This is a genomic window from Frondihabitans peucedani (assembly GCF_039537585.1).
In the GTDB taxonomy this organism is placed as follows: domain Bacteria; phylum Actinomycetota; class Actinomycetes; order Actinomycetales; family Microbacteriaceae; genus Frondihabitans; species Frondihabitans peucedani.
This window is the reverse complement of record NZ_BAABAU010000001.1, coordinates 1,273,492-1,288,434: the sequence shown is the minus strand read 5'-3', so window position 1 is coordinate 1,288,434 and position 14,943 is coordinate 1,273,492. Positions and strand designations below refer to the sequence as shown.

The 14,943-nt window shown below is 69.7% G+C and carries 18 protein-coding genes; 11 read left to right on the top strand and 7 right to left on the bottom strand.

All coding sequences use genetic code 11. From position 1 onward, the window contains the following. Positions 1–466: 466 nt before the first annotated feature. On the bottom strand, positions 467–1,099 hold the full coding sequence (upp, locus tag ABD733_RS05945) for a uracil phosphoribosyltransferase (RefSeq protein WP_344794091.1): 633 nt from the start codon (positions 1,097–1,099) through the stop codon (positions 467–469). Positions 1,100–1,173: 74 nt separating this feature from the next. On the opposite strand from upp, the gene ABD733_RS05940 reads away from it, so the two are divergent. Beyond that, entirely contained in the window at positions 1,174–1,605 is a 432-nt protein-coding gene (locus tag ABD733_RS05940) for a nucleoside deaminase (RefSeq protein ID WP_344796025.1), read from the top strand. A 15-nt stretch (positions 1,606–1,620) separates the two neighbouring features. On the opposite strand, the gene ABD733_RS05935 is transcribed toward ABD733_RS05940, so the two are convergent. Further along, positions 1,621–2,601 (bottom strand): cation diffusion facilitator family transporter, encoded by a 981-nt coding sequence (locus tag ABD733_RS05935; RefSeq protein WP_344794090.1) that lies wholly within the window; start codon positions 2,599–2,601, stop codon positions 1,621–1,623. A 68-nt stretch (positions 2,602–2,669) separates the two neighbouring features. On the opposite strand from ABD733_RS05935, the gene proC reads away from it, so the two are divergent. Further along, complete coding sequence (proC, locus tag ABD733_RS05930) at positions 2,670–3,503, top strand: pyrroline-5-carboxylate reductase (RefSeq protein WP_344794089.1); 834 nt, start codon at positions 2,670–2,672, stop codon at positions 3,501–3,503. A gap of 27 nt (positions 3,504–3,530) precedes the next feature. Here the strand turns inward: proC and ABD733_RS05925 are convergent, their stop codons facing one another. Continuing rightward, the gene (locus tag ABD733_RS05925) at positions 3,531–4,202 is read right to left on the bottom strand and encodes a potassium channel family protein (protein WP_344794088.1); all 672 of its coding nucleotides are present in this window, start codon (positions 4,200–4,202) and stop codon (positions 3,531–3,533) included. Continuing rightward, entirely contained in the window at positions 4,195–5,649 is a 1,455-nt protein-coding gene (locus tag ABD733_RS05920; protein ID WP_425552896.1) for a TrkH family potassium uptake protein, read from the bottom strand. The genes ABD733_RS05925 and ABD733_RS05920 overlap by 8 nt, the downstream gene beginning before the upstream one ends. Positions 5,650–5,746: 97 nt before the next feature. Here ABD733_RS05920 and ABD733_RS05915 point away from each other — a divergent pair, with 97 nt between their 5' ends. The 4 genes from ABD733_RS05915 (at position 5,747) to ABD733_RS05900 (ending at position 7,138) form a co-directional block, all read left to right on the top strand. Beyond that, the gene (locus ABD733_RS05915; protein WP_344794086.1) at positions 5,747–6,223 is read left to right on the top strand and encodes an ArsR/SmtB family transcription factor; all 477 of its coding nucleotides are present in this window, start codon (positions 5,747–5,749) and stop codon (positions 6,221–6,223) included. Positions 6,224–6,364: 141 nt separating this feature from the next. Then, positions 6,365–6,559 (top strand): helix-turn-helix domain-containing protein, encoded by a 195-nt coding sequence (locus tag ABD733_RS05910; protein WP_344794085.1) that lies wholly within the window; start codon positions 6,365–6,367, stop codon positions 6,557–6,559. A 123-nt stretch (positions 6,560–6,682) separates the two neighbouring features. Then, positions 6,683–6,781 carry a 30S ribosomal protein bS22 gene (locus ABD733_RS05905; protein ID WP_003792170.1) on the top strand — a complete coding sequence of 33 codons (99 nt, stop codon included), beginning with the start codon at positions 6,683–6,685 and terminating at the stop codon, positions 6,779–6,781. A 78-nt stretch (positions 6,782–6,859) separates the two neighbouring features. Continuing rightward, complete coding sequence (locus tag ABD733_RS05900; protein ID WP_344794084.1) at positions 6,860–7,138, top strand: glutaredoxin family protein; 279 nt, start codon at positions 6,860–6,862, stop codon at positions 7,136–7,138. Positions 7,139–7,278: 140 nt separating this feature from the next. Here the strand turns inward: ABD733_RS05900 and aspS are convergent, their stop codons facing one another. Further along, the gene (gene aspS / locus ABD733_RS05895) at positions 7,279–8,607 is read right to left on the bottom strand and encodes an aspartate--tRNA(Asn) ligase (RefSeq protein WP_344794083.1); all 1,329 of its coding nucleotides are present in this window, start codon (positions 8,605–8,607) and stop codon (positions 7,279–7,281) included. A 109-nt stretch (positions 8,608–8,716) separates the two neighbouring features. Here aspS and ABD733_RS05890 point away from each other — a divergent pair, with 109 nt between their 5' ends. From ABD733_RS05890 to ccsB, 5 genes are read left to right on the top strand one after another with little or no spacing between them, the layout of a single operon-like run. Beyond that, positions 8,717–9,358, top strand: coding sequence for a histidine phosphatase family protein (locus ABD733_RS05890; protein WP_344794082.1), 642 nt, complete (start codon positions 8,717–8,719; stop codon positions 9,356–9,358). After that, on the top strand, positions 9,355–9,945 hold the full coding sequence (locus ABD733_RS05885) for a redoxin domain-containing protein (RefSeq protein WP_344794081.1): 591 nt from the start codon (positions 9,355–9,357) through the stop codon (positions 9,943–9,945). Before ABD733_RS05890 ends, ABD733_RS05885 begins: the two co-directional genes overlap by 4 nt. Then, the gene (locus tag ABD733_RS05880; protein WP_344794080.1) at positions 9,946–10,710 is read left to right on the top strand and encodes a cytochrome c biogenesis CcdA family protein; all 765 of its coding nucleotides are present in this window, start codon (positions 9,946–9,948) and stop codon (positions 10,708–10,710) included. It begins immediately after the preceding gene. Beyond that, positions 10,694–12,439 (top strand): cytochrome c biogenesis protein ResB, encoded by a 1,746-nt coding sequence (resB, locus tag ABD733_RS05875; RefSeq protein ID WP_344794079.1) that lies wholly within the window; start codon positions 10,694–10,696, stop codon positions 12,437–12,439. The genes ABD733_RS05880 and resB overlap by 17 nt, the downstream gene beginning before the upstream one ends. Then, positions 12,436–13,470 (top strand): c-type cytochrome biogenesis protein CcsB, encoded by a 1,035-nt coding sequence (gene ccsB, locus ABD733_RS05870; RefSeq protein ID WP_344794078.1) that lies wholly within the window; start codon positions 12,436–12,438, stop codon positions 13,468–13,470. Before resB ends, ccsB begins: the two co-directional genes overlap by 4 nt. A 53-nt stretch (positions 13,471–13,523) precedes the next feature. Here the strand turns inward: ccsB and ABD733_RS05865 are convergent, their stop codons facing one another. Together ABD733_RS05865 and ABD733_RS05860 are read right to left on the bottom strand one after the other, a co-directional pair. Next, complete coding sequence (locus tag ABD733_RS05865; protein WP_344794077.1) at positions 13,524–13,874, bottom strand: hypothetical protein; 351 nt, start codon at positions 13,872–13,874, stop codon at positions 13,524–13,526. A 58-nt stretch (positions 13,875–13,932) separates the two neighbouring features. Beyond that, on the bottom strand, positions 13,933–14,940 hold the full coding sequence (locus ABD733_RS05860; RefSeq protein ID WP_344794076.1) for an o-succinylbenzoate synthase: 1,008 nt from the start codon (positions 14,938–14,940) through the stop codon (positions 13,933–13,935). Positions 14,941–14,943 lie beyond the last annotated feature (3 nt).

Here is a 14,943-nt window from a genome sequence, read left to right as displayed (position 1 = left end):
GCCGGATGCTGCTGCCGGGTGCGGAGAAGGAACGCGATGCCTTCGGTGTGTGCCGCTAGGCTCGCGCGTCCTGGCGAGATGATGCTCAGGAGGCGGAACGGGAAGGGACGCGCCGCCGGGTGGGGCGGACTGTGCATCCGGAGTCAGGCCGTCTCACCGGGGTGCGGGGGAGACGGTGTCAGTGGCAGGCAGCGGTATCAGGCCTGCAGGCCGACGGAGACTCGGCGGGTCGAACGAGGGAGGCCGGTCAGGCCGACATTCGACAACACATGACTGCCGTCGCCACCATCATGGTGGCGCGCTCCGCGAGACCTCGGGAGACGACCGTCTCTCGGATCGGGGCGTGCGTGGATGCAGTCATGAGTCCGATTGTGTCGTAACGGTCGCGGACGTGTCAACCGACTCGCGGGCACCGCCGAGACGCGCAGCGCCGCGGAGACGAACGGGAGCTGGAGGGCGGAACGCCTCAGGCCAGCCCGTACAGCCGGTCGCCGGCGTCGCCGAGGCCCGGGACGATGTAGCCCTGGTCGTTCAGCTGCTCGTCGACCGCGCCCAGGACGATGTGCACCTCGCGCCCGTGCATCGCCTTCTCGACGGCGGCGAGGCCCTCGGGCGACGCCAGGATGCACACGGCGGTGACGTCGACGGCGCCCCGGTCGAGCAGGAAGTCGATGGCGGCGATCAGCGAGCCGCCGGTGGCGAGCATGGGGTCGAGGACGAAGCACTGCCGGTTCGACAGGTCGTCGGGCAGGCGCTCGGCGTAGGTGACCGGCTGCAGCGTCTCTTCGTCGCGCATCATGCCGAGGAACCCGACCTCGGCGCTCGGGACGAGCTTCGTCATGCCCTCGAGCATGCCCAGACCGGCGCGCAGGATCGGGACCACCAGCGGGCGGGGCTTCGAGATGGCCAGCCCCGTGGTCGGGCCGACGGGCGTCTGGATGTCGACGGGCTCCGTGCGGACGCTGCGGGTGGCCTCGTAGGCGAGGAGCGTGACGAGCTCCTCGGTGAGCGCCCGGAACGTGGGCGACTTCGTCTCGCGATCGCGGAGGACCGTCAACTTGTGGGTGATCAGGGGGTGGTCCGCCACGTGCACTCGCATAGGCTCGAGGCTAGCGGAGTCGAGCCGGGAGGAGGAGCCGCGTGCCACTCATCCCCGTCGAGTACGACGCCCTCATGGGCCAGGCCATCGACGAGGCCGCTCTCTGCGCGGTCTCCGGAGACGTCCCCGTCGGGGCGCTCGTCATCGACGCTGCCGGCCGCGTCGTCGGCCGGGGCAGGAACGAGCGGGAGCTCGACCAGGATCCGACCGCCCACGCCGAGGTCCTCGCCCTCCGGCGCGCCGCCTCGCACCTCGGCGACCGCCACCTCACCGGCTGCACTCTCGTCGTGACGCTCGAGCCCTGCCCCATGTGCGCCGGGGCGATCCTCGCAGCGCGGGTGCCCCGCGTCGTCTTCGGGGCGTGGGACGAGAAGGCGGGGGCGGCCGGGAGTGTCTACGACATCCTGCGCGACCGTCGTCTGCCCCACCGGGCCGAGGTGTACGCGGGCGTCCGGGCCGTCGAGTGCGCGGCCCTCCTCGACGACTTCTTCGCTGCGCGCCGCTAGCTCCAGCCGGAGAGCTCAGTCGAGCGAGCGGATGACGATCGCCTCGGTCGTCGGCTGCTCGGCCCCGGGAGGCGCCCAGACGTCCGGCTCGATGTAGATGACGCGCGCGATCGGGACGGCCGCGCGGATCCTGCCCTCGACCGTATTGATCGCCGAGGCCACGTCGGCGAGCAGAGTGCGGCCGCCGATGGCGACCTTCACTCCGACGAGCAGCTCGTCGGGGCCGAGGTAGAGCGTCTTCATGTGGATGATCTGCTCGACCTCCGGGCCGCCGGTGATCGCCTTCCGGATCTTCTCGACGTCTTCTGCCGACGCGCCCTCGCCGACGAGGAGGCTCTTCGTCTCGATGCCGAGCACGATGGCCACCAGGATCAGGAGCACCCCGATCATGATCGTCCCGAGTGCGTCGAACAGGCTGTTGTCGGTCAGGACGGTCAGTCCGACGCCGAGGAACGCGAAGACGAGTCCGGTGAGAGCAGCGGTGTCTTCGAGAAGCAGGACCGGCAGCTCGGGCGCCTTGGCCCGGCGGATGAACGCGAACCAGCCGAGCTCGCCCTTGTGCGGACGCGCCTCCTTGAGGGCGGTGCGGAGCGAGAAGCTCTCGAGCCCGATCGCGATGACGAGCACCAGCATCGGCAGCCACCAGTTCTCGAGCTCGTGCGGTTCCTGGACCTTCTCGATGCCCTCGTACAGCGAGAAGACGCCGCCGATGGAGAACAGGATGATCGACACCACGAACGCGTACACGTAGCGCTCGCGGCCGTAGCCGAACGGGTGCTCGGCGTCGGCCTGCCGCTTCGACCGGCGGCCGCCGAGGAGGAGCAGCAGCTGGTTCGCGGAGTCGGCGATCGAGTGGACGCCCTCCGCCAGCATCGACGCGGAGCCCGACACTGCCCACGCGATGATCTTGACGAGCGCGATCCCGAGGTTCGCGCCCAGCGCGGCGAGGATCGCTTTCGTTCCGTGGCCGTGGCCGCCTTCGACCTTTTCGCTCATCTGTGTCACTCGTCCTGTCGCCATGGGCTGTTCTCCGGGTTCACCGGGCTCAATCCTAGGATGGACGCATGACCACGACGCTCCCAGCCACCGCGATCCTCGGCGCAGGATCGATGGGCGGCGCGATCCTGCAGGGCCTTCTCCGACCCGGTGTGACCGTCGAGGGCGGCATCCGCGTCACGAACCGCACGGAGGCGAAGGCTGCCGCACTCCGGCACGGGGCGGTCACCTCGCTGGCGACCGAGACCGATCCTGCGGCCAACGCCTCGGCGGTGACCGGCGCCAGGATCGTGCTGATCGGGGTGAAGCCGTACCTGGTCGTCGACCTGCTCCGCGAGATCGCCCCCGTGCTCGAGCCCGGCACGATCGTCGTGAGTCTCGCGGCGGGCATCACCGTCGAGACGATGGAGTCGGTGCTGCCGGATCACGTGGCGGTGCTGCGGTCGATGCCGAACACGCCGTCGCTCGTCGGCCTCGGCGTCACCGGTCTCGCCAGAGGCACCCGCTCGTCGGACGCCGACCTCGAGGTCGTGCAGCGCCTCTTCGGGTGCGTCGGCGAGGTCGTCACGATCCCGGAGTCGAGCATCGACGCCCTCTCGACCATCTCCGGGTCGGGGCCCGCCTATGTCTTCTTCCTCATCGAGGAGCTCACCCGCACGGCCGTCGACCTCGGCTTCACCGAGGCGCAGGCCGCCGTCATGGTCCAGGGGACCTTCCGCGGCGCGTCCGAGCTCCTGGCGCACGACGTGATCGCGCCCGACGAGCTGCGCCGGCGGGTCACGAGCCCGAACGGCACGACCGAGAAGGCCGTCGAGGTCCTGCAGTCGGGCGATCTGAAGGGCCTGTTCGACCGGGCGACGGCCGCCGCCCTGGCGCGCGCCCGCGAGATCGCCGCGGGCTGATCCGCGCAGGTCCGAGACGCAGCCGGCCTACGACTCCAGCGCCGCGAAGCGCTCCAGGTCGGTCTCGGTGCCGCTGGCGATGATGAGGTCGTGGTCGCCGACGACCGTCTCGGGCCGCGCCTCCTGGAACGCTCCGCCCGGGCTCTTCACCCCGACGATCGTCACGCCGAACTTCGGCAGCACCGCGCAGGCCCCGAGGGCCTGCCCCCGCACCGACCTCGGCGGGTACATCTTGACGATCGCGAACTCGTCGTCGAACTCGATGTAGTCGAGCATGCGGCCGGAGACGAGGTGCGCGACGCGCTCGCCGGCCTCCGCCTCCGGGTAGATCACGTGGGTGGCGCCGATCCTGGTCAGGATCTTGCCGTGCGACTGCGATACTGCCTTCGCCCAGATCTGCGGGATCTCGAGGTCGACGAGGTTGGCCGTGATGAGCACGCTCGCCTCGAGCGACGACCCCACGCCGACGACCGCGATGCCGAAGTCGGCCGCGCCGATCTGACGGAGGGCGTCGATGTCGCGCGCGTCGGCCTGCACGGCGTGCGTGACGCGGTCGGCCCACTTCTGCACCAGCGCGACGTCGGTGTCGACGACGAGGACGTCGCGATCCTGCCGTTCCAGCTGGCCCGCCGTCGCGGCCCCGAACCGCCCGAGGCCGATCACGAGGACGGGGGCGTCGTGGGGGATCCGGTCAGCCAACGATGGGCCTTTCTTCGGGGCGCGTGAACAGCTGTCGGCGCTGGCTGTTGGCCAGGGCCACGGCGAGAGTCACTGTACCAACGCGCCCCATCCACATCGTGACGACGAGGACGTACTTGGCGCTGTCCGGCAGCTCGCTCGTGAGACCTGTCGACAGGCCGCAGGTGGCGAAGGCCGAGATCACCTCGAAGAGCACGTGCGAGAGCTCGGCCTTGGTGATCTGCAGGACCACGATGGTCGCCACGGCCACGATCGTCGCGCCCCAGAGGGCCACGCTCACCGCGAGGCGCAGGACGTCGGAGGGGATCCTGCGTCCGAAGGCCTCGATGCTCCGCTTGCCCCGGGCCTCGGCGAAGGCGGCCAGGAACAGGACCGCCAGCGTGGTCACCTTCAGCCCGCCCGCAGTCGACGCCGACCCGCCGCCGATGAACATCAGCATGTCGGTGACCAGGAGGCTCGAGTCGTGCAGGTGCGAGATGTCGATCGTCGAGAAGCCGCCGGAGCGCGCCATCGTGCTGAGGAACAGCGACTCGAAGACCGTGGTGCCGGCGTCTTTCGCGCCGAACGTCCGGGGGTTGTCGAACTCCAGGACGATGTAGAGCACCATGCCGGCGACGAGCAGGATCCCGGTCGTCACGAGGGTCAGCTTCACGTGCAGCGACCAGCGGCGCGGATGCAGCGGATTGCGGGTGATCGCGTAGATCACCGGGAACCCGATGCTGCCGAGGAACACCGCCACCATCAGCAGCCCCAGGAAGAAGAAGTCGCCCTGGAACGGCGCCAGCCCCGACGCGTTCGGGGTGAAGCCGGTGTTCGTGAACGCCATCGCCGCGTAGTAGAAGCTGTCGAGCACCGCGTCGCCGAACGGGATGCCGTCGATCAGCATCCGCGGGATGAGCAGGATCCCGATCACCAGCTCGATCGCCAGCGCGCTGACGGCGACCGTCGTCAGGAGGCCGCCGACCTCGCCGAGGCGGACGGCCTGGCCCTCCGGGACCGGCCCGGCGTGCGCTCGCAGAGGGTTGCCGTCGCTGGCGGCCATCAGCCGGGAGCGGAGGCCGAGGCGGCGGGAGACGACGAGGCCCAGGATGCTCGCCACCGTCAGGACGCCGATCGCCCCGATCTGCACGCCCACGAAGATCACCACGTGGCCGAACAGCGACCAGTGCGTGGCCATGTCGACGGTGGCGAGGCCGGTGACGCAGATGACCGAGACCGCAGTGAAGAGCGAGTCGGCGAGGGGGGTCACGGTGCCCGAGGTCGACGAGATCGGCAGCATGAAGATCGCGGTGAACAGCAGGATCAGGGTCGTGAAGATCAGGATCGCGAATCGCGCCGGCGACTTCCGGCTCGCGTCGTCGACGGCTTCGCGGAATCGGGCGAGAGGTCGCGCGGGCTGGCCGGGCCTGCCGAGCCCCGGCCTCCTGCCGGGCGACGGCGGGCGCATCAGAGGCGTCGCTGACGTCACCTGGCCCTCCTGACCCGTCGATCTCACCCGAAGACCGTCATGGTACTAGGCAGCGCCACTCAGTACCCTTGCCCCCATGGCCGACATCTTCACCGTGATCGCCGACCCCACGAGACGGGACCTCCTCGGCGTCCTCCTGCGCAGCAGTGCCGGCGAGACCAGCGTGGGCGAGATGGTGACCGAGCTGGGGGTGAGCCAGCCCACCGTGTCTAAGCACCTCCGGGTCCTGCGCGACGCGGGCCTCGTGCGGGTGCGCGAGAAGGGGCAGCACCGCTACTACAGCGTCGACCCCGAGCCGCTCCTCGCCGCGAGCGACTGGCTGGCGCCCTTCGTCGAGGAGGCCCGGCCCGGCGTGCCCCTGAACCCCGCGGGGCTGGTCGCGCTGCCGGCCCGCGGCCCCGGCGTGCCGCTGCCCGCCCCGCTCCGTCGAGCCGCCGAGAACCTCCCCGACGTCGGCGAGGTGGGCACCACTCTGGGCCGCGTCGTGGCCGGCGCGCAGAACCGGATCCCGGGCCCGATCAAGAAGCGTCTTGGGCACCGCGAACAGGGGTGACGCAGCCGCTTGCCCCCGGGTCACATGCGCCCCTAAAGTAGCCACGGGGCACACGAGTAACACTCAGGCGGCCCCAAGACGCCGGAAGAGACCGCACTGAGCACAGCGCGTGAGGCCCCGGCCCGAACCCGAGGCAGGATCATGTCGGACGACCTGACGGACGTGCGTTTTCTGACAGTGGCGGAAGTCGCCGACATGATGCGGGTGTCGAAGATGACGGTCTACCGGATGGTCCACTCCGGTGAGCTTCCGGCCATCCGTTTCGGGCGTTCCTTCCGCGTGCCGGACGCCGCCGTCCAGGCGGTCCTCCGCGGCGGAATCGCAGACGTCGGCTGAGCGAGCCCTCCCGGTTCGTCTTTCTCGGCCGACCCCGGTAGACTCCACCAAGGTATTTTTCCGCGGTTCTTGATTTGGACCCGGTGCGATCAAGGTCCTGTTCAAAAATCTGTGAGGTGCCCTATGGGTTCTGTTATCAAGAAGCGTCGCAAGCGCATGGCGAAGAAGAAGCACCGCAAGCTGCTTCGCAAGACGCGCCACCAGCGCCGCAACAAGAAGTAGTCGGCTGCTCCGCAGTCCGCTCCTTCGTGTGAAGGCCGCCGCCCCTCGGGGTGGCGGCCTTCGTCGTATCCTGGGGCGGTGCCCGTGCCCCACATCACCCTCCTCACCAAGCCCGGCTGCCACCTCTGCGACGATGCCCGGCTGGCGCTCGAGGGCGTGCTCGACGAGATCGAGTTCGCCGGTGCCCGCGACTACGACGAGCTCTCGATCCTCGACGACCCGAGCCTCGCGGAGGAGTACGCGGAGGAGATCCCCGTCGTCCTGATCGACGGCCGCGTCCACACCATCTGGCGCGTCGAGCCCGAGCGCCTGCGGACGGCGCTGCGCGCGGCCATGCCCGGCGCTGCCCGCGGCTGACCGCCGGCGCCCGCGGCAGCGCGCACAGGCGTCGAGAGGCCACTATCCGCCCTGCAGCGCGACGCGCAGGGCGGATAGTGGCCTCTCGAGGGGTGTGGCGAGCCGCGTCCGGCGTACCGCCAGCCGCGTGCCGCTGGCGGCTACGGCTCGAGGCGCGTCGGGCCGCGGAACAGGTACGTGGTCTCTCGGAGGTTCGCGAGCCCGAGCATGAGCATCAGCACGCGCGCGAGGCCCATGCCGAAGCCGCCGTGCGCCGGCACCCCGTAGCGGAAGAAGTCGAGGTAGCCCGAGAGCTCCTCGGGGTCGAGGCCCTTGTCGCGGGCGTTCTGCTCGAGGATCTCGATGCGGTGCTCGCGCTGGGCGCCGGTCGAGATCTCGACGCCGTTGTAGATGAGGTCGTAGCTGTTCGTCAGCCCCGCGTCGTCGGCGTTCCGCATGTGATAGAACGGCCGGATGCTCGAGGCGTAGTCGGTCAGGAACACGAAGTCGTGCCCGAACTCCTCTTTGACGTAGGCCGCGATCTGGCGCTCGCCCTCGGGGTCCATGTCGTCGTCGGCGCGGGGCACCTCGTAGCCGCGCTCGGCCACGATGCGCTTGGCCTCGGCGAGCGGGATCCGCGGGAACGGGACGGTCGGCACCGTGAGCTCGAAGCCGAAGAGGGCCTCGATGTCGGCGCCGTGCTTGTCTTTGACGGCCTGGAAGCCGGCGACCATGAGCTCCTCGTGGAGCTTCATGACGTCTTCGTGCGACTCGATCCAGCTGAACTCGGTGTCGATGGAGGTGAACTCGGTCGCGTGGCGGCTGGTGAAGCTGGGGTCGGCGCGGAACGCGGGCCCGACCTCGAAGATCTTGCCGAAGCCGGCGGGCTGCGCCATCTGCTTGAAGAACTGGGGGCTCTGCGCGAGGAACGCCGACCCCTCGAAGTACTCGACGCGGAACAGCTCGGCCTTCGACTCGCTGGCGGAGGCCATGAGCTTGGGGGTCGTGATCTCGATGAAGTCGTGCTCGACCCAGTAGGTGCGGAGGGCGTGCAGGAACGTCGTCTGGATCTTGAAGACGAGAGCGTTCTTCGGGACGCGGAGGTCGAGGAAGCGCCAGTCCATGCGCTTGTCGATGCCGGAGTCGTCGGCGATGGGCGTCTCGGGGATCGCGAGCGAGGCGACCTCGAGCGACGCGAGCTTGATCTCGACGCCGCCGAGCTTGACGCGCTCGTCGTGCTTCAGCTCGCCGCGGGCGGTGAGGAACGAGCCCTGCGAGAGGGCCGAGATCGTGTCGGAGACGTCGGTGGCCGTCACCGCACCGGTCTCGTCGGTCGCGCGCGGGTTGACGAGCTGCACGGCGCCGGTCTCGTCGCGGAGGACGACGAACTGGACCTTCTTCTGATCGCGCACCGTCTCGACCCACCCGGACACGGTGACGGGCCCGTCGGAGGAGGACTGCAGGTCTTTGATGAGGGTGCGGTTGATCACGCTGCCCGAGTTTACAGTCGGGGAGCCGGTCTCTCGGCACCGAGAGAAGACCGCCTGTGGAAATTCCTGGTGGGAGGTGTGTACGGCGGCGCAATCTACACTGTTCTGTGTGCCTGCAGACCTGATCCACCTCGTGCGCCACGGCGAGGTCGAGAACCCGGAAGGCGTCCTCTACGGTCGCATCCCGGGCTTCGGGCTGTCGCGACTCGGTCACCGGATGGCGAGCGCCTCTGCTGACTCCCTCAAGGCCCACGGCGCCCCCGTCCGGGCCCTCGTCGCCAGCCCACTCCAGCGCACCCGCGAGTCGGCGGCCCCCTGGGCCGAGGCGTTCGGCCTCGAGACCGCAATCGACGAGCGCCTGATCGAGCCCACTAACCGATACGAGGGCAGGCGCGGCGGTTTCGCCAAGTCCGTCGTGCGGCCCGCCGAGTGGCCCTGGATCGTCAACCCCCTGAAGCCCAGCTGGGGCGAGGCCTATGTGAGCATCGCCGCTCGCACGCTCGCCGCAGTCGACGCCGCCTGGCGGAGCATCGACGACGGCGACGTCGTCCTGGTCAGCCACCAGCTCCCGATCTGGATGGTGCACCGGAGCCTCCTCGGCCAGCGCCTCTTCCACGATCCCCGCAGACGGAGGTGCTCCCTCTCGAGCATCACGACCCTGGCGAGGCGCGGCGACGCGTTCGTCGAGGTCGACTACCGCGAACCCGCGGCCGCCCTGCAGGCCGCAGCCGTCGATACAGGAGCCGTGTGAACCACCGCCGCATCCCGACCCTCGCCCGCCTCTCCGTCATCGGCGTCCTCGTGGCCGTCGCCCTCACGGGGTGCGCGAGCAAGCCCGCCGTGACGCAGAACCAGAACTACATCTCCGGCGACGGCACCGTCACCGAGATCAAGCCCGCCGACCGCGGCGCGAGCGTGGAGTTCACGGCGAAGACCGACGAGGGCAGGTCGATCTCGCGGAAGACCTACCAGGGCGACGTCGTCGTTCTGAACTTCTGGTACGCATCCTGCCCGCCCTGCCGCGTCGAGGCGCCCGATCTCGCCGCCCTCTCGACCAAGTACGACTCGAAGGGCGTCCAGTTCATCGGTGTCAACGTGCGCGACGAGGCCGACACCGCCCGCGCCTTCGACCGCTCCTTCAAGATGCCCTACCCCTCGGTCATCGACGCGACCGACGCGAAGGTGCAGCTCGCGCTCGCCGGCCAGCGCGGCCCGAACGCGACCCCGACCACGATGGTGCTCGACCAGAAGGGCCGCGTCGCCGCGCGCGTCCTCGGGCAGGTCAACAAGAGCGTCCTCGACACCCTCATCTCCGACACGATGTCCGAGGGTCGATAGGTGTACGCGGGCAACCCGTTCTTCGAGGCGGTCACGAGCGGTCAGCTGCTCGTGGCCCTCCCGGTGGCGGTGCTCGCGGGCATCCTGTCGTTCATCTCGCCCTGCGTGCTCCCTCTCGTGCCCGGCTACCTCGGCTACGTGGGCGGCCTGACCGGCAACGCGCAGGATGCACGGGGCCGCAGGATCGACCGGGCGCGCGTGGTCCTCGGCGTCCTCCTGTTCATCCTGGGCTTCACGCTCGTCTTCGTGGCGCTGAACACCGCGGCCGGGGCCCTCGGGTTCTGGTTCCTCGAGTGGCGGACGCTCATCACCCGGCTGCTCGGGGTGGTCGTGATCCTGATGGGTCTCGTCTTCATCGGCAACTTCCCGTTCTTCCAGCGGACGGCCAAGCTCACGATCAGCCCGAAGACCGGCCTGATCGGGGCTCCGCTGCTCGGCATCGTGTTCGGCCTCGGCTGGAGCCCGTGCCTCGGGCCCACGCTCGCGGCGATCACGGCCATGTCCCTCAACACGGGCTCGGCCGGGCAGGGGCTCCTGCTCGGCGTGTTCTACTGCGTGGGCCTCGGGGTGCCGTTCCTGCTGGTGGCCCTCGGCCTCGGCTGGATGACCCGGTCGATCGCATTCGTCAAGAGGCACATCCGTGCCGTCAATCTGCTCGGAGGCAGCCTTCTGGTGCTCATCGGTGTTCTCATGGTCGCAGGGGTCTGGACCGACCTCATGTCGAGGCTCGGGGCGGTGATCGCGAACTATGGCACGGTCGTCTGATCTCGACGCCGAGCGCGCCGACCGCACCGACGAGCGCTCCGATCCGCTGCGCCCGAGCGATCACATCGACTCGGTCGCGCCGAGCCGGGGCGGCGACGGGATCACGCAGCCGAAGCTGGGATTCATCGGCTACGTCCGCTTCTTCTGGCGGCAGCTCACGAGCATGCGGACGGCGCTGTTCCTCCTCATGCTGCTGGCCCTCGCGGCCGTGCCCGGCTCGCTCGTCCCGCAGGTCACCTCCGACCCGAACGGCGTCGCGCAGTACAAGACCGACCACCCGCAGCTGTATCCGATCCTCGACAAGATCGGATTGTTCAACACCTTCTCGACGCCGTGGTTCTCGGCCGTCTACCTGCTGCTGTTCATCTCGCTGATCGGCTGCATCATCCCGCGCGTCAAGCACCACCTCGAGGCGCTCCGCGCGGCCCCGCCGAAGACGCCCGCAAGGCTCGGCCGCCTCGCCGGCTTCCAGTCGCACCCCCTCGTGAGCGGTGGGAGAGGCGACTCCGGATCCGAGTCCGGCTCGGGCCGCGCCCCGGTCTCGGCCGAGATCGCGATTGCCACGGCGCGCCAGCAGCTCCGTCGTGCCGGCTACCGGACGCGGGTCTATGGCGACTCCGTCAGCGCCGAGCGCGGCTACCTGCGCGAGACCGGCAACCTCGTGTTCCACATCGCCCTCCTGGGCGTGCTGATCACGGTCGGGATCGGCGGCGGCTTCGGCTACACCGGCCAGCGCGTCGTGGTCGCGGGGCAGACGTTCTCGAACAACCTCGGGTCGTACGACTCGTTCAGCCCGGGCCGCTTCTTCAGCGACACCAACCTCGTGCCGTACAACATCACCATCGACAGCTTCGTCGCCAAGTACGAGGAGAAGGTCGCCAGCGCCCTCGGAACGCCGATCGACTACCAGGCCGACGTGACCGAGCAGGTGCAGGGGCAGCAGGCGAAGAAGACGAAGCTGCGCGTCAACGACCCGCTCGAGATCGGCGGCACGCAGGTCTACCTCCTCGGCAACGGCTACGCGGTCGACGTGACGGTCCGCGACGGCGACGGCAACGTCGCGTTCAAAGACAGCGTCCCGTTCCTGCCTCAGGACTCCAACCTGACCTCCCTGGGCGTGATCAAGGTGCCCGACGCCCTGCCGACGCAGCTCGGCATGATCGGCTTCTTCTACCCGAGTGCGACGTCGCTCGGCACCGGGGCACTGACGTCGAACTTCCCCGACACGATCAACCCGAAGCTGACCCTTGACGTCTTCTCGGGCGATCTCGGACTGAACGACGGCGTGCCGCGCTCGGTGTACCAGCTCAACACCGACAACCTCACGCCGATCGCGAGCACCAAGGCGAGCAACGGCAAGCAGCCTCTCGAGAAGCCCCTCATCCTGAAGCCCGGGCAGACGGCGACCCTCCCGAACGGCCTCGGCTCCGTCACCTTCGACGGCGTCAAGCGCTTCGTGTCGCTCGACGTGCACCACGACCCGTCGCAGCAGTACGTGCTGGTCTTCGCGATCCTGATCGTGCTCGGCCTCCTGACCGGCCTCTTCGTGCCCCGCCGCCGCGTCTGGGTGAAGGCCGTCCAGGGCGAGGACGGCCTCTCGATGGAGTACGCGGGTCTCGCCCGAGGGGAAGACCCGACCCTGACCCGGGCCGTGGATGACTTGGCGAAGAGACATCTCGCCGCACTGGGCTCTCCGCTCTCCGCCGACCGACGTAAGGTGTCATCGTGACGACTGCCGACCTCTCGCTCTACTGCCTCTACGCGGCGTACTCCGCGATCGCGATCTACGTGATCTCGTTCATCGCGTTCGCGCTCGACCTGGCCAAACGCTCCGGCGACGCCCAGATCGCAGCCACCGCCGCGCTCAAGGCGCAGGCCCGTCAGCTGACCGGTCAGGCCCACGGCGAGGCGGCCCAGCGCGAGGCGGCCTCGGCCGTCGGCGGCTCGGGCTCCGGGGGCGTCGCCGTCCTCGAGCGCACCGACGTCCCGGCCTACGAGGCGCCGGCCCGGCGCTCCTCGCAGTTCGAGCGCATCGGCATGTCGATGATGACCCTCGGCCTCGTCGTCCACATCGCCTCGGTCGTCTTCCGCGGGCTGGCCGCGGGCCGGGTCCCGTGGGCGAACATGTTCGAGTTCGGCCTCACGGGCACCGCCCTCATCGTCGGCGTCTTCCTGCTCGTCAACCTGTTCGTCGACCTCCGCTACCTGGGCGCCTACGTGATGGGCCTGAACCTCATCCTGCTCGGCGTCGCAGTGGTCAACTTCTACGTCGCCGTCAGCCCGCTCGTGCCGGCGCTGCAGTCGTACTGGCTCGTCATCCACGTGTTCGTCGCCTGCCTCGGCACCGCGTTCTTCGCCATCGCGGGCGGTCTGTCTGCCGCGCAGATCATCCAGTCGAAGCGCGAGGTCGCCAAGAACGCCGGCATCAAGCTGTTCGACACCCTTCCCGGGGCAGAGCGCCTCGAAGACCTCGCCTACCGAATCGCCCTGGTCGGCTTCGTCCTCTGGACCTTCACCCTCATCGCCGGCGCCGTCTGGGCCGAGAAGGCGTGGGGCCGCTACTGGGGCTGGGACACCAAAGAGGTCTGGACCTTCATCATCTGGGTCATCTACGCCGGCTACATCCACGCCCGAGCGACTCGCGGCTGGCGCGGTGCGCGCTCGTCGTGGCTCTCGATCGTGGGCTTCGCCGCCGTCATGTTCAACTTCTCGGTCGTCAACCTGTTCTTCAAGGGCCTGCACGCCTACTCGGGCCTCTAGGCCGGGGGAGGCTCGGCGGGCGCCGGGCACCCGTCAGGAGGCGCCGGCTCCCGTCAGGAGGCAGGACCGAGCAGCACCGCGAAGAGCGACACGGCTCCGCCGACGATGAAGAGCAGCGTGCCGAGCTGCATCGTGCGCGTCTTGTTGCGGTCGGCGATCGGCACGCTGACCTCCAGGATCGGGCAGCCCGACCAACCGATCATGCCGACGCTCAACGCGACGAGGACCGCGCCGATCCACCAGATCGTGGCCAGGCCGGACGTCAGATCCGACGGCCTCCATCCTGACGAGAGCAGCAGCCCGAGGACGATGCCGATCGTGGCGATGACGCCGACGAACCAGATCGTGCCGGTCCACATGATTCGTTCGAGGTTCTTCTCCGGGGTCATCAGATCGTGGGTCACGGTCTCATTTTCCACCCGTCGCGCCCCCTTCCCGACCACGGGCGCCTCAGGAGCCCGTTCAGGCGGACGCGGGGGCCGAGCCCTCCTCCAGGTGCGCGTACGCCGCCCGGGCCCGCTCGAACCACCAGGTCCGGCGCTCCTCGGGGGCGGCATGGCGTCTCAGCAGGTCGACGTCCACCTCGACGCGCCGCACGTCGACCGCGCCGTCGGTCGGCAGCAGCGGCTCCCGGGTCACGTCGGCGGTGAGCATCGCCGCGGTGCCGAGCCCGCAGTCGTGCGGCAGCTCCGGGATCGACGCCGCGAGGAACGCGCCCATGCTGAGGCCGACCGACGAGTCGATGGCGCTCGACACGACTGCGGGCAGCCCGGTACGCCGGACGATGTCGAGGCCCCGGGCGACGCCGCCGAGCGGCTGCGCCTTGATCACGAGGAGGTCGGCCGCTCCGGCTCGCGCCACGGCGAGCGGGTCGTCGGCCTTGCGGACGCTCTCGTCGGCGGCGACCCGGACCCCGAGACCGGACTCCGCGATCCTGCGCCGGAGGTCGCCCAGCTCGGCCACGCTCGGCACCGGCTGCTCGACGTACTCCAGGTCGAACGGTGCCAGCTCATCGAGGGCTCGCAGGGTCTCGTCGACCGACCAGTTCGTGTTCGCGTCGATGCGCACGCGGCCCTCCGCGCCGACGAACTCGCGCGCGGCCCCGACTCGCGCCACGTCGTCGGCGAGGGTCTGCCCGGGCTCGGCCACCTTCACCTTGACGGTCCGGCAGCCGGGATACCGACGCAGGATCGCGGGCACCTCCCCGGCGCTCACCGCGGGCAGCGTCGCGTTCACCCGCACCCGCTCGCGGAGAGGCGCGAGGCCTGCGCCCCAGCCGAAGTCGATCGTCGCGCGGAGCCACGCCGAGGCCTCGGCGGCGCCGTACTCGAGGAACGGGCTGAACTCGGTCCAGCCGTTCGGCCCCTCGACCAGGAGCACCTCGCGGACGTCGACGCCGCGGAACCGGTTCCGCAGCGGGAGCGCGACGACGTGGGCGTCGCGGAGGAGGTCGTCGAGCGGGGCCAGCATGCT